Annotated in this window: 15 protein-coding genes; 9 read left to right on the top strand and 6 right to left on the bottom strand. The window is 34.9% G+C overall.

From position 1 onward, the window contains the following. Nucleotides 1-24 precede the first annotated feature (24 nt). From BMY56_RS10120 to tsaB, 3 genes are all read left to right on the top strand, one after another. On the top strand, nucleotides 25-1,149 hold the full coding sequence (locus BMY56_RS10120) for an efflux RND transporter periplasmic adaptor subunit (RefSeq protein WP_091623515.1): 1,125 nt from the start codon (nucleotides 25-27) through the stop codon (nucleotides 1,147-1,149). Between the two features lie 70 nt (nucleotides 1,150-1,219). Then, nucleotides 1,220-2,578 (top strand): TolC family protein, encoded by a 1,359-nt coding sequence (locus BMY56_RS10115; protein ID WP_091623512.1) that lies wholly within the window; start codon nucleotides 1,220-1,222, stop codon nucleotides 2,576-2,578. 83 nt (nucleotides 2,579-2,661) lie between these two features. Beyond that, nucleotides 2,662-3,342, top strand: coding sequence for a tRNA (adenosine(37)-N6)-threonylcarbamoyltransferase complex dimerization subunit type 1 TsaB (gene tsaB / locus BMY56_RS10110; protein ID WP_091623509.1), 681 nt, complete (start codon nucleotides 2,662-2,664; stop codon nucleotides 3,340-3,342). A gap of 12 nt (nucleotides 3,343-3,354) precedes the next feature. On the opposite strand, the gene BMY56_RS10105 is transcribed toward tsaB, so the two are convergent. The 5 genes from BMY56_RS10105 to BMY56_RS10085 form a co-directional block, all read right to left on the bottom strand. Next, on the bottom strand, nucleotides 3,355-4,044 hold the full coding sequence (locus BMY56_RS10105) for a hypothetical protein (RefSeq protein WP_143057808.1): 690 nt from the start codon (nucleotides 4,042-4,044) through the stop codon (nucleotides 3,355-3,357). 112 nt (nucleotides 4,045-4,156) lie between these two features. Continuing rightward, nucleotides 4,157-4,981, bottom strand: a complete 825-nt coding sequence (locus BMY56_RS10100) for a mechanosensitive ion channel family protein (RefSeq protein ID WP_091623504.1) — start codon at nucleotides 4,979-4,981, stop codon at nucleotides 4,157-4,159. 76 nt (nucleotides 4,982-5,057) lie between these two features. After that, nucleotides 5,058-7,109, bottom strand: coding sequence for a thioredoxin domain-containing protein (locus tag BMY56_RS10095; protein ID WP_091623501.1), 2,052 nt, complete (start codon nucleotides 7,107-7,109; stop codon nucleotides 5,058-5,060). A gap of 68 nt (nucleotides 7,110-7,177) precedes the next feature. Beyond that, nucleotides 7,178-7,378, bottom strand: a complete 201-nt coding sequence (locus BMY56_RS10090; RefSeq protein ID WP_091623499.1) for a dodecin family protein — start codon at nucleotides 7,376-7,378, stop codon at nucleotides 7,178-7,180. A 71-nt stretch (nucleotides 7,379-7,449) separates the two neighbouring features. Beyond that, the gene (locus BMY56_RS10085) at nucleotides 7,450-8,361 is read right to left on the bottom strand and encodes a NifU family protein (protein ID WP_091623496.1); all 912 of its coding nucleotides are present in this window, start codon (nucleotides 8,359-8,361) and stop codon (nucleotides 7,450-7,452) included. 123 nt (nucleotides 8,362-8,484) lie between these two features. Here BMY56_RS10085 and BMY56_RS10080 point away from each other — a divergent pair, with 123 nt between their 5' ends. Next, nucleotides 8,485-9,507, top strand: a complete 1,023-nt coding sequence (locus BMY56_RS10080; protein WP_091623492.1) for a PorP/SprF family type IX secretion system membrane protein — start codon at nucleotides 8,485-8,487, stop codon at nucleotides 9,505-9,507. Between the two features lie 44 nt (nucleotides 9,508-9,551). Here the strand turns inward: BMY56_RS10080 and BMY56_RS10075 are convergent, their stop codons facing one another. Next, a complete protein-coding gene (locus tag BMY56_RS10075) occupies nucleotides 9,552-10,727 on the bottom strand; it encodes a vWA domain-containing protein (RefSeq protein ID WP_091623489.1) in 1,176 nt (391 codons plus the stop codon). A gap of 203 nt (nucleotides 10,728-10,930) precedes the next feature. Between BMY56_RS10075 and BMY56_RS10070 the strand changes: the two genes are divergently transcribed. The 5 genes from BMY56_RS10070 (at nucleotide 10,931) to BMY56_RS10050 (ending at nucleotide 20,304) form a co-directional block, all read left to right on the top strand. Next, nucleotides 10,931-13,135: a histidine kinase gene (locus BMY56_RS10070; protein WP_091623487.1), complete on the top strand. Its 2,205-nt coding sequence runs from the start codon at nucleotides 10,931-10,933 to the stop codon at nucleotides 13,133-13,135. Next, nucleotides 13,132-13,863 (top strand): LytR/AlgR family response regulator transcription factor, encoded by a 732-nt coding sequence (locus BMY56_RS10065; RefSeq protein ID WP_091623484.1) that lies wholly within the window; start codon nucleotides 13,132-13,134, stop codon nucleotides 13,861-13,863. The genes BMY56_RS10070 and BMY56_RS10065 overlap by 4 nt, the downstream gene beginning before the upstream one ends. Nucleotides 13,864-13,879: 16 nt before the next feature. Continuing rightward, the gene (locus BMY56_RS10060; protein ID WP_091623481.1) at nucleotides 13,880-14,395 is read left to right on the top strand and encodes a gamma carbonic anhydrase family protein; all 516 of its coding nucleotides are present in this window, start codon (nucleotides 13,880-13,882) and stop codon (nucleotides 14,393-14,395) included. Between the two features lie 70 nt (nucleotides 14,396-14,465). Further along, entirely contained in the window at nucleotides 14,466-15,353 is an 888-nt protein-coding gene (gene fabD / locus BMY56_RS10055) for an ACP S-malonyltransferase (RefSeq protein WP_091623478.1), read from the top strand. A gap of 157 nt (nucleotides 15,354-15,510) precedes the next feature. Further along, complete coding sequence (locus BMY56_RS10050; RefSeq protein WP_091623475.1) at nucleotides 15,511-20,304, top strand: Calx-beta domain-containing protein; 4,794 nt, start codon at nucleotides 15,511-15,513, stop codon at nucleotides 20,302-20,304. Nucleotides 20,305-20,311: the final 7 nt, after the last annotated feature.

Here is a 20,311-nt window from a genome sequence, read left to right as displayed (position 1 = left end):
TAAATAACAATCAAATAGTTGAGCATGAACAAGTATGTAAAGTACGGATTACTAGGAGTGGCGGTTATAGGAATATTGGCTGCAGTAGTCTATTTTTTAAAGAAAAATAGCACACCTCTAAAAACATATGAAACAGAGCAAGTTGTAAAAAGAGATATCGTAAATAAAGTGGTGGTTACTGGCAAGGTAATACCACAAGATGAAATTGAGATTAAGCCTCAGATTTCGGGTATCATTGAAAATGTGTTCTTAGAAGAAGGATCGCAAGTAAAAGCGGGAGACTTAATTGCGACCATTAAAGTGGTTCCAAACGAACAAACTTTAAACCAGGCAAAAGGACGGGTGAACAATGCCAATATTGCTTTAGGAAATACGAAAATTGAGTATGACCGTAACAAAACACTTTTTGATAAAGGGGTGATTTCAAGTCAAGTTTACAATACTCAAAAACTTAGCTATGACCAAGCAGTGCAAGAATTGCAAAATGCACAAGCAGATTATCAAATTATTAGGGTTGGTTCTGCAGGTGGCTCATCAAGCGCTAATACTAATATTAGAGCTACGGTAACAGGTACTTTATTAGAGATTCCTGTCGAAGTAGGTGATCAAGTTATTCAAAGTAATAACTTTAATGATGGTACTACCATTGCTACCATTGCCGATATGTCGAAAATGATATTTGAAGGTGAAGTTGACGAGGCTGAAGTTGGCAAATTGAAAGTGGGTATGCCATTAGAAATTAGTATGGGAGCTTTACAAGATGAAAAATTTTATGCTAAACTAAAGTTTATAGCACCTAAGGGAGTCGAAGAAGAGGGTGCTGTTCAATTTAAGATAGAAGGTGATTTAGTAGTTTCTGATAGCACAAATGTACGAGCAGGTTATAGCGCAAATGCTGCAATCGTATTAGAAGAAAAGAAAGATGTTTTGTCGATTAAAGAAGCATTATTGCAGTTTGACAAAGAAACCAATAAGCCTTATGTTGAGGTAGAAACTGGAGAAAATGAGTTTGAAAAGAAAGAACTTGTCTTAGGTGTTAGTGATGGTATAGATGTTGAAATTGTATCTGGTATCGATGAGAACGCCAAGATAAAAATTTGGAATAAGTTAGAGGCTAAGAGTGAAGATAATAGCCCTAATGAAGATTAATTCAATCAATCAAATCAAAAAACGAATCATGTAGCCAAAGATTAAATTTGGTTTCAAAAAAAGTAAACAAATGAAAGTAAAAATCACAGGATTACTACTTATATTTTCTGTTGTGGTGGGTATGGCGCAACAAAAGAGATGGACTCTAGAAGAGTGCGTATTCTATGCTGTAGAAAACAACTTAACAGTTGAACAATTCGAGTTGGATTTAGAAAACGCAAGAATTGATGAGTCTGATGCTATCGGAAATATGTTGCCTACGTTAAATGCTTCTTCAAGTGCATCAAAAAACGTTGGGTTTACAATCGTAAGCACCTCAAACCAGCCTGTTGCAGGTAATCAATCTACTGTTAGTGTTAGTGGAAATATTAGCTCGAATATTACTCTTTACAACGGATTAAGAAATTTTAAACAATTGCAACGTGCAAAATTAAATGCAATTAGTAATCAGTATAGATTAGATAATTTGAAAGATGATATAAAGTTGAGCGTAGCTAATGCTTATCTTCAAATCTTATCAAATAAAGAAGCCCTAGCAGTGTCAAGGGCTCAATATGCTATTACAGAACAAGATTTAAAACGAACCAAGGAATTGGTTGATTCTGGGGTTGTCCCAAAAGGAGATTTGCTTGATTTAGAGGCGACTGCCGCTGGGCAAGAACAACAAATGGTCAATAATGAAAGCTTAGTTTTAATTTCAAGAATAAACCTTGCACAACTTTTACAAATAACGGATTACGATAATTTTAATATTGCGGATGAATCTTTCGAAATCCCTCCATCGGATATATTGAATAATTCTGCTAAAACAATTTTTGCGAAAGCATTAGAATTTAGAAATGATATTAAGTTTTCTGAGTCTACAGTAGATTTAGCAGAGAAAGATTTAGAGATTGCAAAAGGTGCTTATGCTCCTACCTTAAGTGGGTTTTTTCAATATGGAGCAAGATATTCTGATGCCACCCAACCTTTACCAGATGGTAATGGAGGCGTTTTTACACCTGGGTTCATAGACCAACTTTGGATTTTTGATGGAATCTCTTATGGTGTACAATTAAATGTACCGATTTTTAATGGTTGGAGTACTCGTAATAGTGTACAACGTTCACGTATAAATTTAGAGAAGTCTAAACTTCAATTCGAACAAGATAAGCTAGATTTGGAAACAACAGTAAATCAAAGGTATGTTGATGTTACAACATTCGCAAAAGCATACTATGCCGCTGAAAAAACTTTAGAGGCTAGAAGATTAGCTTACAATTATTCAAAAGAACGTTTCGATGTAGGTTTAATGAATTCATTTGAGTTCAGTCAAGCGCAGTCTAGGGTTGATAATGCCGAGGCAGATTTAATTCGTACTAAATACGATTATATCTTTAGATTAAAAATATTAGAATTCTATTTTGGTATTCCTATTTCTTTAGATTAGTCGAATCGATTATAATTAAAAGGCCTGTAACATTTTAATGTGTACAGGCTTTTTCATTTTATGGGATGTAATACCTTTGCATCATGGGTATAATATTAAATCTTGAAACATCTTCTACAAATTGCTCGGTATGCTTGGCGAAAGACGGAGTTATACTGGCGATGAAAGAATTAAATTCTGAAAACTATTCTCATGCTGAAAAACTTCACGTATTTATTGAAGAGGTAATAAAAGGAGCTACTTTGAAAATGCAAGATTTAGAGGCTATAGCAGTGAGTAAAGGCCCTGGTTCTTATACAGGCTTAAGAATTGGAGTTTCTGCCGCAAAAGGCCTGTGTTATGCTTTGAGTATACCGCTAGTTTCAATTTCTACATTAAAAAGTATGGCCTCTCAATTAAAGGGCGTTAATGATGATGATACAATAATTCCTGTTTTAGATGCTAGACGTATGGAAGTGTATTCTGCCATTTTTGATAGTCAACTAAATCAAGTAAGGGAGACCAAAGCAGAAATTATAGATGAACAATCATTTGAAGCGTATATTGGCTCAACTTCTGTTCATTTTCTGGGAAGTGGTGCCGAGAAGATTAAAGGAATTTTCAATTCTAAAAATCTTACCTTTCACCTAGATGTTGTGCCATCGGCAAAAGAAATGGCATTGATATCATTCGATAAATTTAAAAACAAAGACTTTGAGGATGTTGCTTATTTCGAACCTTATTATTTAAAGGACTTTGTTCTTCAAACGAAGAAGGATAAGTAATAAAAAATATGCTTATAATATTTTCTTATTCGTTTCCTGAGTATTGTAATAGTTTATCAATTGAATAATATCACTTTCTAATCGCATATTCAATTCATTTTTCTTAATATATTGTTTCAAGATTTCAGAACTATCATCTAAAAAACTTAGAATCTTTCTTTTTGATAGTTTAGTTTCAATTGCGGGTTCATCACCTTTTTGCATATAATACATTGATATGTCCTGATATTTTGCAGGTTTAAATTTATCGTACCCGTTTTCTGGATTTTCGGCTTGTACAAATATTTTCTTTGGTTTTTTTAAAAGCCTGGCATATCCTTCATTTAGGGGGTTGAAATATCCTAATTTATTTTCACCTGATTCGCGATACTCCCTAACCATATAAATTGTACCATCTATATCGGCGACAATGTTGCTTCTTCTTAATAAAGTTCTTGCTACATCATTTTCATTTTTTATTTCAATTGCGTCACGGTATGCATCATATCTCATTAAAGCATCACTTGTATGTTTACCATTAATTATAGTTTTTCCTTTTTTGAAAATCTCATTCATATATGGCGAACCGTCAATAGGTACTTCAAAAAAAGACATTCCCATTTGTGCAGGAGTCAATACGCCAGCTGGACGTCCAATGCCTTGAACTCCCTGCGAAAAGCATAAATTGGATATAAAAAACATCAAAATTAAAAGCCTGTTCATAACTATTGATTTTACTTAAAATTAATAAATAATTAATTAATTGAAAATCAATTAACTGCAAAAAAAAATCCTCTAATTCATAGAGGATTTTAATTTACTACTATAATAAATTTTAATTTTTCATTTGGGTAACTACACGTTGTGGGAATGGTATTTCAATACCAGCAGCATCGAATCGATATTTTGTTTCTTCCAGAACATGAAAATGCGCTGCCCAAAAATCTGGATTATTTGCCCAAAAACGAAGCGTTAAGTTTACTGAGCTATCCCCTAATTCTCCCACATATACTTCAGGTGTAGGGGTTTGAAGGATAGTTTCATATTCAGCACATATTGCCAAAAGAATTTCTTTCGCTTGTTTTATGTTAGAACCATAACCAATACCCACATCAATTTTATCTCTTCTTGTGTCTTGAGAATTGTAATTTATAATTGTGTTATTAGAAAGTTGTCCATTTGGTATTATGGCCATTTGGTTTCCAAACGTGCTAACTTTTGTAGTGAAAATCGAAATTTCTTTTACGGTTCCATCAACTCCTTGAGCAGAAATAAAATCTCCAATTTTAAAGGGTTTGAATAATAATATTAAAACGCCACCGGCAAAATTGGCTAGCGATCCTTGAAGTGCCAAGCCTATTGCTAGACCAGCTGAAGCAAGTACCGCAACCAAAGAAGTGGTTTGCACTCCCAATTGGGTAATGACTAGTACAAACAGTATCATTTTTAACGCTATATTAATAAAGCTTTGTAGAAATGATTCCAAGGCCAAATCATAGTCTTTCTTTAAAAAGAACCTACGTACCATTTTATTAATGAAACGTATGACATATGTTCCTGCAAATAAAAGAAAGAGCGCAATTACTAAATTGGGCATAACGGCCCACATCCAATCTAATGCTTTGTCTGCATGTTCTTGAAGGTTCATTATTTTATCCATAATCGATATCTGATTTTTGATATTTTAAAACTGAACATTTGTAAAATGTAATTCAAATGTTAGGACTTAAAAATTATTAAAATTGTGCCATTACTAATTTTAAGGCTTCTTTGGTTTCTTCAACGGGTAATTGACATGTACCATGTTTACATACATATATTAGCGTTTTTTTCTCTGCATGTCTATTCATTAACAAGGGTAAATTACTGGTTTTAGAATTCGAAGCGGCAAATATAGCGTTTGGCAAGTAGCTATTCATTATGCTTTTGCATATGGGTTCAAAATTTTCACCAATAACGACAACTTCATAGTAATCTTGACTCATTAATAGTGATAAGTGAAGCCAATTAGCGTGGTTTTGCGGATTATCGGTAATTGATTTCTGCATAGTATTCATGATTTGATTCAATCTTATTTCAATATTTTCCTCTGGAAAATATTTAGAAAGCTTCAAAAGATTATGAGCCATTATAGAATTGGATGAGGGTATCACATTATCAGCTACTTCTAAGGTTTTTCGAATTAAAGCTTCTTCTTTATTCGAGGTGAAGAAAAACAATCCGGTTGAGGTGTCTGAAAAATTATCAAGTACGTAATGGGTAAGTTTTAAGCTGTGAGTAAGCCATGTTTCGTCATAACTTACTTCGTATAAACTTATAAAACCGTCAATTACAGCAGCATAATCCTCAAGAAAACCAGAAATAGTGCTTTTGCCGTTTTTATGATTATGATAAAGACCACCCTCTTTATCAACTAATTTGTTTAGAATGAAATGCGCGTTCTGTTGGGCCATTTCTAAATATTTGTTGTTTCCCAAATACCTATAGGCATCGGTAAGTCCTTTTAGGGCTAGACCGTTCCAAGAGGTTAGAATTTTGTCATCAAGCCTAGGCTTGTCCCTTTTCTTGCGTTCTAGCTTTAATGAGTTTAAACATTTGGTTATGATATTGAATACTTGTTCTTCTGATAGATTGTGCTTATTCCCAATTTCCGTTGCTTCTGCGTCCCTAATTAACACGTATTTGTCTTCTTCCCAAAAACCATAAGTATTGATACTATAAAAATCAGCAAAAAGAGGGTAATTCTCTCCGAGAATTTTTTGAAGTTGTTTTTCTTCCCAAACATAAAAAGCTCCTTCTACCAATTTTCCTGTTTCCGTTAAACTATCAGCATCAAGAGAGGAGTAAAAACCATTGCTAACATCTAAAAGTTCTTCTTCAATAAAAGATATGGATTGTTGTACTACATTTTTATATAAAGTGTTCTTGGTTGCCGCGTACGCTTTGGCATAGAGACTGATTAATAATCCGTTATCGTAAAGCATTTTTTCAAAATGGGGTACATGCCATTTCGTGTCTACCGAGTATCTCGAAAAGCCACCGCCTACATGGTCGAAAATACCGCCCCAAGCCATTCTTGTTAATGTAGTATGCACATATTCATTGATTGCTTCATCTTTTTGTGAATGCCCATAATGTAAAAGAAAATTTAGATTTACGGGCATCATGAATTTGGGTGCTCTCTTATAGCCTCCTAGAAATGTATCGAAATACGTAGACCAATCTTTTACTATTTTTTTTATATCAGAAACGGTTATAATGTCACTATTTTTCTCAATGGCTACGGTATTTATTTCTTTTAATCCATGAGCCATGTTTTCGGCATATCCAATAATTTTTTGAGAATCGTTTGTATATAACTCTTGCAATTGGTTTAACACTTGAATCCATTCTTGTTTCTTTACAAAAGTGGCTCCCCAGAAGGGTCTTCCATCAGGTAAGGCTAAAATATTTAAAGGCCAACCACCACTTCCTGTCATCATTTGTAAAGCATCCATGTATATATGGTCAATATCTGGTCTTTCTTCACGGTCAACCTTAATATTAATAAAATGAGAATTCATAGTCCTAGCGACATCCTCATCTTCAAAACATTCATGTTCCATGACATGGCACCAATGACAAGCAGCATAGCCAATACTTATTAAAATAAGTTTGTTTTCCTCTTTCGCGCGCTGTAATGCTTCAGCGTTCCATGCTTCCCAGTTTACTGGGTTATGGGCGTGTTGAAGTAAATACGGACTACTTTCTTTGATTAGATTATTGGTGAATTTCGGATGCTTAACCATTAGAATACTTATTAATTTTAGGACAAAAAAAAACGCCAAAAGGCGCTTTTAAACTTGTATGATTTTTGTTATTTCACTTCGAAAGTGATTTTAACATTCACTCTATAATTTTTGATTTTTCCATCTTCAACAGTCGCACTTTGCTCGTTGATATAAACCGATTTAATATTCTTTACCGATTTAGAGGCTTCAGAAACTGCTTTTTTTGCTGCGTCTTCCCAACCAGTATCAGAATTTGCTAATATTTCAATTACTTTTAAAACTGCCATAATAAGGTATTTTTAGATTCACTCTAAGTTACGAAATTTGAAGGCAAAATTTGATGATATCCAAGGATTTATTAACCGTTTAGGGCTACAACTTCATTTACTTTATCACCCATCATATTTTTAAGCATAGTTTCTATACCGTTTTTTAAAGTATACGTAGAAGAAGGACAGCCGCTACACGCACCTTGTAGTATTACGTTTACAGTTTTACTGTCCTTATCATAAGATTTGAACATAATATTTCCTCCATCACTTGCAACCGCAGGCTTTACGTATTCTTCCAAAATATCCACAATTTCTTGTGATGTTTCATCTAGGGCAATTGTACTTTCTGCAGATACCGTTTCGGAAACTTGCGCTTCGGTACCAATTGATTTTGCGTTATCGGCAACAATCTCCTTTCCGTCAGCAATAAAATTTCTAATCACTTCTCTTAATTCTATATTGATGTCTTCCCATTCGGCAACTTCGTATTTTGAAACCGAAACATAATTTTCATCAATAAATACTTGTTTTACAAACGGAAATTGAAATAATGCTGTCGCTAATTTCGAATCTCGGGCTTCGTCAATATTTTTGAATTCAAACGCTGAACCAACTATTTTTTTACTGGCTACAAACTTCATCGTAGATGGGTTTGGTGTAACCTCTGCATAAACGGTTACAGGTATTGGTTTATCCAAATCTTCTTCAAGAACAATAGGTTCTCCTGCGTTCAAGTATTCGACCAATTGTTGCGCAACCTCATCTTTAACATCTTCCCACTTAACAATATCATATCGTTCTAGACCAATGAAATCACCAGAAATATATACTGTTTTTATAAATGGTAAATAAAATAATTGTTGAGCCAACGGTGAATTTTTGGCTTCATCTATATTTTTGTACTCGTAGTTTTTTCGTTGAACTAATAGATGATTAGTTTCGAACTTTAGTATATTGGGATTATTAGTCTTAACAACTGTAATAGAATACTCTTTCATGTCTCAATTAATTTATGCAAAAATACGAAGGAAATCTTAGTTTAGTCCTACATAATAATGTTGTGGTTAACCCGTTATACACTTTATATTATCAAAACTAAGGTCTAGTTTATAATCCCAAAGATGAGATACCATATTCTACTATTGTTTACCGTGTTAATGATAGGTTCAAAATCTATAGCACAGGAGGGCATTCCTGTATATTTTGATTATTTGTCAGATAACTATTATTTGGTATTTCCTTCTATGGCAGGTATAGGTGAAGGAGGAAAAATTAGGGCGACCGCTAGAAAGCAGTGGTTCGATGTCGATGATGCCCCTAGTTTACAAACGATTAATGCACATTTTAGAATTGGAGATACCCCCAGTGGAATAGGAGCCATACTATTTAATGATGCAAATGGTTATCATTCTCAAACTGGCTTAAAATTAACATATGCTCACCATTTAAGAATGGGCAGCAGTGATATGAGAGTTTTGAATCAACTTTCTTTCGGATTAAGTGGTACAGTTTTACAGAGTAGTTTAGATGAAACCGAATTTAGATCTGTTACCCCGGATCCTGCCGTATCTGGAATAAAATTGAGTGCATCATATACTAACGTTGATATTGGTATTTCATATAATTTTCAAGAATTCTACACTCATTTTGCAGTGACTAACGCATTAACAGGTAGTAAAAGAAATGTATACTATAGAGATAGACAAGATAACCCTGACCAATTAGTAATCGATAATATTAGAAGATACCTCGTTTCTGCCGGTTATGTAATTGGTAGAAGTGAATGGCAAGTTGAACCTTCGATATTGTTCCAAATGACTGAGTTTACGAAAGAGAAAACCATGGATATTAATGCCAAGGTATATAAGGATGTTGATTTTGGACGTATTTGGGGCGGACTCTCTTATCGAAGAAGTTTTGATGGTGCCCAATTTCAAACTACAAATGGTTTTGGTGAACAACGTTTACAACTCGTAACACCCATAGTAGGAGCTAATATTAATAATTTTATGGTTTCTTATAACTATTCATATCAAATGGGCGATATCCGTTTTGATAATGGTGGATTTCATCAGATTACCATTGGTTATGATTTCGGACAGACCGAGCGTAAGTACGATTGCTATTGTCCGGCAGCTAACTAAAAAAAGGCCCGTTTGATAAAACAGGCCAATTATCTTTTCTAAGATTAATCCCATCTATAGTTTTTTGATGCAGCTTGTTTTTTAATGGCCTGAATCATTGCATTTTCTAACTCACCAGAGTTATTGTTTTTTTGATTTTCGGTGATGTAGGTTAAGCGTTTAGAATTGTACTTCTTTATTTCTTTTTGAATTTCTTCTCGCTCATTTTTTTTCGATTCAACAAACTTCTTGATTTCGTTTTCACTCTTGCTTTGTAGTTCCTCAGGTAACTCGTCTTTTTCTATTGAGCTGATTTCAAATTCGGCATCATCATAAGCGTCAACCAAATCCCATTTTTTATTATTGTAAAGCCTTGAACTTTTACTAACGGCTCTTTTAACGGCAACAGCCTCTTGCATAGAAAGCGCATTGCGATCTTGAACCTCTTGAGCAATATATTTTGATTTTCCCAAAGAACCATAAGAAATGTAAGTCTTGTTCAATCTTGAATTAAGCTTTATGATAATTTCATCATATGGGGTAGTTATTTGAACAACTTCTTTGTTGTGGTCAATGGCCATATATTCACCACCGGTTAGTGTTGCTCCATTTTTCCAATTGGTATTAATGCCCAAATCGTAGTTTCCACAGAAAATGGTATTAACAACAACATCTTTCTCATTGGCATTGGTCAATGCAGTTTTATAATTGTATTGCCCTTGGTCAAAAGGTTCATTGCCAGCAATAAATATCATGCGTAATAGATCTGGGTTTTTATTCCATGGTAACTGAGCCAATGAGGCCTGTAAAACTTTACCGCAATATTCTTCCCCACCATTGGTCGTCAATAAGAATAGTTTTTCGGATATTTCATCAAGGTCGCTACTAAAACCTAATACTTGTTGTATGTAACCTTCATCAGCCGATAAATTGTCGTTGCCATACTGATACAGTGCAATCTGTAAATTTGGTCTGGCATCATTTCCCCATTTGGCAAGGCTGAATTCATTTACGATATCCCAAAGTTGCGATTTTGCTTGGTTAATTAAACCGTCCATACTATTACTAGTATCAAGTAATAATGCAATTTGTACAATATTATCTTTTTTTATTTCCAAAGGGGAATGAGCATGTGCAATTAGTTCAATTTGTTTTTGTTTAGGTTCGTCTACACAACCAAGTACAGTTGATATACCAAACAGAAGTAATCCCGAAGTTGTTATTTTTTTTAATGTTTTCATGTTTGTAGTTTTAAATTCAAGGCTAAAACTAATGGCAATATTTCTTTAAAAATAATGGTAATGAGTAAACGCACCTTCTCACTTAGTTAAGTAGTTCGCTGAGTTTGTAAACTATTTAAATTGGGAGTTAAATGACTGTTTTTGGTATTTAACCTATTTTTTTGTGACCTATAAATCAGCTAAGTTTACAGTAATAATAGCGAATGAAAAATTTATTATTCTATATATTTATCTGCTTTATATTGGGAACTTTTACAAGTCATTCTCAAATACAAAATGGTACCGTAAAGTTCAATTTAAAGGGTAGGGTCGAAGCTAAAAATACCGGTAGACCTATTTCTGGTGTGTCAATTTCAAATAATTTGGGGAATTTAGTTGTAACTAACGGACTTGGAGAATTTGAGATAAGAACCAAAATAGGCGATATACTTATAATTGAGCACGAAGACATAGAAACTTTACGATATAACGTAAAGCAAAATGATGATGTTCTCATTTTAGTAGAAGATTTTGAAACTTCATCAATAAGCAGTCGATTAAAATCATCGCCTGATATTTCTTTAGAACATCAAGCTTTGTTAGATTCTGCCGAAACATATAAAGCACAGGATATTGAAAAAAGTATTGACTATGTAGCACAATCAATATCCTTATTAGGTAAAAGGGGTAGAAAAAAAGAATTCGCAAGATCACTATCTAAACTTGGTGAAATTTATCAATATCATAAGCAATTAGATTTAGCTATCGATAATTATGAGGATGCCTTAGATGCGAATAAGACGATTGCAACATCATTATTGTTAGCTAAGGCTTATAATCTAACCTCGAGATTTAAAGAAACCGTTAATCTATTAAATCCTTTATTGGAAATTAAATCTATGCCCCCGTACCAAAGTGTACAATGTTATGAGTTGTTAGGTGATTCAAAAAAGGGTGATGGAAAGATTTCTGAAGCCATTCAGTTGTATAATAAAGGACTCTTAATTGCTAATAAGAATCAGATTACTTCGAAAATGACAGATCTCAATTCTAAAATCGCTGACACATACTCTTTAAGTAATCAAACGATAGAAGCTGAAGCATATTACGGAAATTCGCTTGAATTGGCTTCCCAACAGGCACCTAAAAGAGCTTTGCAAGAAAAGGAAAAGGTGGCTGATTTTTATAATGCCAAAAATAGGTATAGTGAAGAGATTACTATGCGAAAAAATAGCCTGCAAGATTTAAAAAAACTTAGCTCACCTAACGCAGGCGTAACTAAGTCAGAACTTGGTGATACAATTACATCGCAACGAATTAATTATAAAATAGCAAATGCGTATATCTCTCAAGATAAGTATAACGAAGCAATACCTTTTTTAGAAAGAAGTATTGTTGAGGCTGATTCTGAAGATGATCTTGTTGTACAAAAAGATGCTACCAGAAAGCTTTCTGAGGTGTATAAAGAGAAAGGTGATTTTACTAAAGCCTTAGACACCTACCAATCGTATGTTGCTTTGGTCGATTCATTATACATACGTAAAGAACAAGAAATATCTAGGGCAACTAGATTTAATAGGGAAATTGCCAATGCTCAAAATAGACTAACAGGACTAGAGCAAGAGCGAGAGTTGTCGCAAAGTAAATATGATTTAGCATTAACCGAACAAGAGTTGGTTAAAGAAAGTAATGCGAGGCAACAGTGGATTATTTATTCATTGATTTTCGGATTACTATTAACTCTTTTAGCTGCATTCTTCTTTTATCGAAGTAATCAGCAGCAGAAATTGGCCAATAATTTATTGGCGTTAAAATCGTTGAGGTCGCAAATGAATCCGCATTTCATATTCAACGCATTAAATTCGGTTAATAATTTTATTTCTAAAAGCGATGAAAGAAGTGCCAATAGGTACTTAAGTGATTTCTCTTCTTTGATGCGCTCGGTACTCGAAAATTCTGAAGAAGATTTTATTCCGTTAGAAAAAGAACTACAGCAATTAGAACTTTATATGAAATTAGAACATTCGAGGTTTGAAGATAAGTTCGAATATGAAATTACTATAGATAAGGACGTTCAAATTTCAAAGTATCAAATACCACCTATGTTGTTGCAGCCTTACATTGAAAATGCAATTTGGCATGGTCTAAGGTATAGAGAAACAAAAGGTTTTTTGTCAGTTTCTATTAAAGAAAACACTAGTAAATCAATTTCGATATGTATTACTGACAATGGTATAGGGCGTAAGAAATCTGCATCTATTAAAACTCAAAACCAAAAGAAACAAAAATCTAAAGGCATGGGGATAATCGAAAAAAGGGTTGCTATTTTAAATGATATGTATGCCGATAAGGTAGATATTGAGATTTCAGACTTAGAAATAGATGGTTCAGGTACCAAGGTGCTTTTTATATTAAAAAAAGAAAAATGAGTTTAAAAGCAATTTTGGTCGAAGATGAGGCCAATAGTAGAGAAATTCTTAGAAATTACATTGGTAAATATTGCCCGAGTATCGATTTAGTCGGTGAGGCGGCATCCATAAAAGAAGCTTTAGTAATGATAGAGAATAATATTCTTGATCTTGTATTCTTAGATGTCGAGATGCCTTTTGGTAATGCGTTCGATCTATTAGATCGGCTACCCGATAGAACTTTTGAAACTATTTTTGTTACTGCGTATAACCATTATGCAAAAGATGCTTTGAATAATCATGCTGCATATTATTTGACTAAGCCAATTAATATTGATGAATTAATTAATGCTGTCAATTATGTTGAAGGTGTACGGGAAAAAGAAGCGAGTTTAGAAGGTGAGATATTAACTACCAAGTCGAAAGGAGTTGAAGGTAAATTGACGTTGCCTCAGCAAGACGGATTTCAAATATTGAATATTTCTGAAATTCTATATTGTAAAGCTGATGATAATTACACTGAGATTTATCTACTGAATAAGAAAATATTGGTGAGTAAGACTTTGAAGTATTTTGAAGATGCTTTGGCCGAGTTTCCTTTTGCGCGTGTGCATAAATCGTTTTTGGTAAATGTGAATGAGGTGGTCAAATACAGAAAAGGCAAAGGAGGTAGCGTGGTGATGTCTAATGGAAAAGAAGTGATGGTTTCCGCATCTAAAAAGAAGGATTTCCTGTCCTATTTTAATTAAATAATAAACAAAGGGTATGATAAAAGGTGTTAGAGGTAAAGAACCTGTAATAGGTGATGATTGCTTTATTGCTGAAAATGCAACTATTGTAGGTGAAGTAATAATGGGTAATCAATGCAGTGTTTGGTTTAATGCTGTGCTTAGGGGCGATGTACATTTTATTAAAATGGGCGATAAGGTAAATGTTCAAGATGGGGTTGTTATTCATTGCACGTATAAAAAATCGCCAACAACAATAGGTGATAATGTATCTATTGGTCATAATGCAATTGTACATGGGTGTACTATTCATGATAATGTGTTGATTGGTATGGGTAGTATTATTATGGATGATTGTATCGTTGAGAGTAACAGTATAATAGCAGCCGGAGCTGTTCTTACTAAGGGGACCCATGTGCCATCGGGAACCATATTTGCGGGTATGCCAGCTAAGAAAATAAAAGATATTAGTCCCGAATTAAGTTCAGGAGAAATTAATAGAATAGCAGAAGCGTATATCATGTACTCAGGTTGGTTCAAAGAGTCAGAATAGAGGCTGTTCGTAATTTCAATACGGCAATCTATCTAAAATTTGTACTTTTGCCGCACCAAAATTAAAAGTTATGAACGCATATGTTTTTCCTGGGCAAGGTGCTCAATTTGTTGGAATGGGACTTGATTTATATGAGAAATATCCTATCGCCAAAGAATTATTTTTAAAGGCAAATGATATTTTAGGTTTCGATATTACCGAAATAATGTTCAATGGTACTGCCGAAGGATTAAAAGAGACAAAAGTAACGCAGCCAGCTATATTTCTGCACTCTGTTATCTTAAGTAAGGTAATGGGCGATTCATTTCAACCAGACATGGTTGCAGGCCACTCACTCGGAGAATTTTCTGCGCTTGTAGCAAATAATACCTTGAGTTTTGAAAATGGATTAAAATTAGTATCGCAACGTGCCTTGGCTATGCAAAAAGCTTGTGAGTTAAAACCATCTACCATGGCTGCCGTTTTAGGATTAGAAGATGATGTTGTAGAAAAAATATGTTCAGAAATTTCAGGTATTGTAGTAGCTGCTAATTATAACTGTCCTGGTCAATTAGTGATTTCGGGTGAGATAAATGCTGTAGAACAGGCATGTGAAAAATTAAAAGAAGCAGGCGCGCGAAGAGCACTGATGTTACCTGTTCGGGGAGCATTCCACTCTCCTTTAATGGAGCCTGCTAGAGAAGAACTTGCAGCAGCAATAGATAATACGAATTTTGCAAGCCCAAGTTGTCCTATCTATCAAAATGTAACGACAACTGCAGTAAATAGTCCGACAGAGATTAAGAAGAACTTAATGCTGCAATTAACAGCACCAGTTAAATGGACGCAAAGTGTACAACAAATGGTAAAAGATGGGGCGACAGTGTTTACTGAAATTGGACCTGGGAAAGTTTTACAAGGTTTAATTAAAAAAATTGAACCTACCGCAGAAACTCAGTCACCAATACTCGATAGCTAGGCTTTTATCTTTCGAGTATACCATTCAACCTAAAAATCCTTTTTTCAACTGTTTGTGAGCGGTTTACCTTGATTTTTTCGTAATATTGATGTCCTTATTTTTGGTTGTAGAATTATAATTATTCTTCAATGAAATTGATGGAAATGAAAAGAATACTATGAAAATGAAATTACATTCTATTTTTCTAATCATTACAAAAACAATCGACTTTAATCGGTCTTTATTTGTTTTCGCTTTATTTTTTCTATCTGTTTCTCTAGGAGGGATTTTTGGGCAATCGGTATCAATTGTAAATAATGCGGACGCCTTAGAGGGAAGTGCTACTCCTGGAAATTTTAGGGTTTCAGTGGCGTCTCTTTCTGATTTTGGTACAGTTACCGTGAAATATGTTGTTTTGGCTAGCAGTACTGCTACGTCAGGTGTGGATTATACAGCTTTAAGCGGAGAGGTGGATGTTACCTATACTGCGCTTCTAAGTAGTGCGTTAATTAATGTAAACACTTCTTTTCAAGATGTTTTATTGGAGGGAACAGAAACAGTAACTGTTGAACTATCAACAAGTATGGATTATACTTTAGGTGCTAATACAACAGCAACAGTTAATATAGTTGATGACGATACTGCAACTTTGAGTATATCTGATGTATCAGCTGTTGAAGGTACTAATCTGGTGTTCAGTATTGTGGCTGATAAAGCTGCATTATTTGATTATACCGTAACTGTTAATTTTGGTGGGGGAACTGCAACCATAGGAACGACACCCATTGTTTATCCAGAAGATTATAATGGTGCGCAAAGAACTGTCACGTTTTTATCAGGGGATGTTTCAAAGCAATTAGCGGTAACTACCGGGAACGATATTGTAATTGAAGATGACGAAACATTTATAGTTACCCTTACAAGCGCCAATAATGCCAATATTATCGCAGGAGATACAGCTATTGGTACCATAACGAATGATGATTTAGGACAGGTAACCGTTCTTGCAAATAGGGCGATTACTAATGAAGATGGGTCAGGCAACGATGGTCGATTTAGAATTGAATTGAGTGAACAAAATAATACAGGAACTGCAATAGTTGTTGATTACACGTTGACAGGGAGTGCTGCACAAGGCGCTGGACAGGATTACACCATTTCTGGGAATGCATCAATAGCCAATGGTGCTTCGTCAACAAACTTAAATATTCAACCTATTGATGATGTATTGGTAGAAGGAGATGAAACTGTAATAATAACCTTAAATAGCGTAAACAGTGCTTTGTATGAAATTGGAACCCCGGCGTCTGGTACAGTAACTATAGTCGATGATGATGTTTTTACGGCAACTATTACTGCAACTGATGGTACGGCTACCGAAGCTACCCCAGTTACTGATACGGGTACATTTACTGTTAGTTTAGATGAGGTAAACAACACGGGAGGTCCGGTAATTGTAAATTATAACGTTGGTGGTACAGCTACCTCGGGTACAGACTACACTGCACTAACAGGTTCTGTTACTTTTGCTAATGGTCAACAAAACAGGATTATAACAGTCACACCTATTAACGACAATAATGTTGAGAATTCTGAAACCGTAATTGTTACTTTAGCTACGGGTACAGGTTATGATTTAGGACTTGCCGCAACAAGAACAGCAACAGTGACTATAGTTGATACCGATACCTATACCGCAACAGTGGTTTCAACAGTGGCAACTGCTAATGAGAATCCTGTCTCAAATGGGACATTTACGATTAATTTAGGTTCTGTAAATACTACAGGGTCTCCAATCCTTGTAAATTATAATATTACTGGTACGGCCACATCTGGTCTTGATTTTAATGCATTAAGCGGAACTGCTTCGATTGCTAATAATCAACAAACGGCCATTGTTACGGTAACACCTATAAATGATGCCGCCATAGAAGATAATGAAACTGTTGTTTTAACACTTGCAGCAGGTAATGGCTATTCTATAAGTACTATTAACAATGCTAGTATAACAATTGTAAGTGATGATGCTTATGTCGCTCGAATTACTGCATCCGATGCTACAGCGGCAGAAAGTAATGGGGCTGTAGCCACCGGCGAGTTTACTGTAGCTTTAAGTGCGCCAAATAATACCGGGGGTCCAATAACCGTTAATTATACTGTTAGTGGTTCAGCAGTTAACGGAACCGATTATACTGCAATAAGCGCAAATGCTGTAAGTATTGCAAATGGCATACAATCTGTACCAATTGTAATAGCCCCGATAAATGATCAAATACAAGAAGGTATTGAAACGGTAATTATTACTCTTGGCACTGGAACTGGTTACGTTTTAGGAACTACAGCTACTCAAACGGCGACTGTTAATATAAATGATAATGATCAAGCTACTTTAACTATTTCTGATGTTACAGAAAATGAAGATTTAGCCTCTGGGCAATTTGTCTTTAATGTTGTTTTAGATATTACAGTGGTCGGCGGTACACAAGTATCTTATTCTTTTATTGATGACACGGCTATAGGTGGGGGAACAGATTATACGGGTACTCCGGGTACATTGATTTTTACGGGCACTGCAAATGAAACTAAGACGATTACTGTGCCCATTAACAATGACGCAGTTTTAGAAGATACAGAAACTTTTAATGTTCAATTAGGCTTACCCACTAATAATGTACAACGTGCAAATGGTGGTACAGCTATAGGTACGATAAATGATGATGATAATTGTGTTGCTGCACCGGTTTTAGATGCATCTGTTTCTCCAATATATTGTGTTGTTGATATCGGTAGTGCTTTTTCAGCCAATCTATATGATTTCACTACTAGTATTGCTCCTAGCGGTACCGTTCTGACATGGAGTAGGGTTTCTAACCCTTTAATAATAAACTCACATTTGACGGTTGCAGAAGCTCAAGATGTTAGCACACCGGCCTCCTATTATGGCTTTTTCTATGATGCGGCAAATAATTGTGCGAGTGGTAATATTGAAGTTCAAATTGTTCGAAATATCATTCCTCAGTTGGTTAGTATTACTGGTAATGAACGTTGTGGTTCTGGAACATTATTGTTAAGTGTTACACCAAGTGATGGTGCTTCTGTTAATTGGTATGATTCATTAGAATCCGATACGCCTATAGCTTTTGGAGAAACTTATACAACTCCACCCTTAACTACAACAACTACATATTATGTTGAGGCTACCGAAAACGAATGTACAACCGAAAGGCAGCCAATAATTGCTAGAATAGGATTTCAAGCTACTACCGGTACTGCTCAAAATGCCTCTATATGTAATATAGCGGCCAACGGTCTTACCAGTTTAGATTTAGATAATAGACTTACAGGGGCTGACCCTGGTGTATGGATTTTTGTATCAGGTCCTGAAGATGTGAATATAAGCTCTACCAATGTTGTTGATTTTGAAGGGTTGGCTTCAGGAGCATATATTTTCAGATTTACAACTACGAATTCAACGGCGCCATGTCTCAACTCTACAATAGATATTACCGTTAATGTTAGTGATTGTGAATCAGATGATGATAATGACGGACTTTTAGGTGGTCAAGAAGTTGCCTTAGGCTTAGATCCTAACAACCCAGATACTGACGGTGATGGTATTGAAGATGGTGAAGAAGTTGGTACTGATATAGCCAATCCCTTAGATGAGGATAATGATGGAATTATAGATGCTTTAGATTCAAATACCGAGGATACGGATAATGATGGTGTAAATGACCAACAAGATCCTGCTAACGACAACCCATGTATTCCCAACCGATTTAATGGTAGTTGTGACACTGACGGCGATGGTTTATCAGATTTAGACGAACAAACCAATGGCTCTGACCCAGATGACCCTTGTGATCCTGTAGCAACACCAAACTGTGATGATCCTATAGATTTAGAAGTTTTGAAATCTGTTGACAATGTAGATGCGCAAATCGGTGATACTGTTGTTTTTGAAATAATGGTAACCAACTTATCTGATAGAAAAGCTAGAGCAATTGTTATTGGAGACTTATTAGAATTAGGTTTTGATTTTGTGTCTAAATCCTCTCTCGATTATGATGAAATTTCAGGTATTTGGAACATAGCAGAACTCGAAGCTGGTTTGTCTGCAGAACTTACCATAACTGTTACTGTTTCTGAGGAAGGGCCATACGAAAATACGGCAACCTTATTAGAGTCCATACCGTCAGATAATAATCCAGCAAACGATGAATCTACCGTAACTCTAAATACAGAAGTGCCTGAAGGCATTGATCTTGAAGTAATAAAGACTGTTGATAATAAAACTCCATTGTTGGGAGAACAAATAACATTTACCATTCGTGTAGAAAATAAATCTGTAAATGGAGATACAATTAATAATATCGAAATTGAAGATATACTTCCAGTTGGTATAGATGCTGGTTTTATTTACATAAGTGATGTTTCTACCGCAGGAGATTATAATGAGTTGACAGGTAGGTGGACTATTGATTCACTTGAAGTAGGAGAACAAAATGCAGTATCATTAGAAATTACCGTATCAGTGCCAATAGAGGGGACTTTTAGTAATTTGGCCACATTAATTAGGTCATCGCCAAAAGATGGTAATGAGGTAAATAACAGTAGTACTGTAGATGTTAAGGTCGGTATACCAACTCCTGCAGACCCAGGTTTCCTTTTTAATCAGTTTTCACCGAATGGAGATAATACTAATGATGTACTAAGAATTAATCTTAGGGACTCAGATACTCAATCCAGAGAGGGGATAAATTATAAAATTGTTATTTATGATCGTTATGGAAATCTGGTTTTTGAAGGAGCTAATTTAGTTTCTTCTGAAACTCAGACTACTGTTGATGTTTGGGATGGAACCTATAAAGGAAAAGAAGTCCCTAAGGGAACTTATTTTTATATTATGAATTATAGTATTAATAATCAACCGGCTATAATCGATAAGGGTTGGATACAGCTTATTAGATAGAATAAAT

Source organism: Maribacter orientalis (genome assembly GCF_900109345.1).
GTDB lineage: Bacteria > Bacteroidota > Bacteroidia > Flavobacteriales > Flavobacteriaceae > Maribacter > Maribacter orientalis.
Note: the sequence above shows the minus strand (reverse complement) of the source record. Positions and strands in the feature narration are given on the sequence as shown.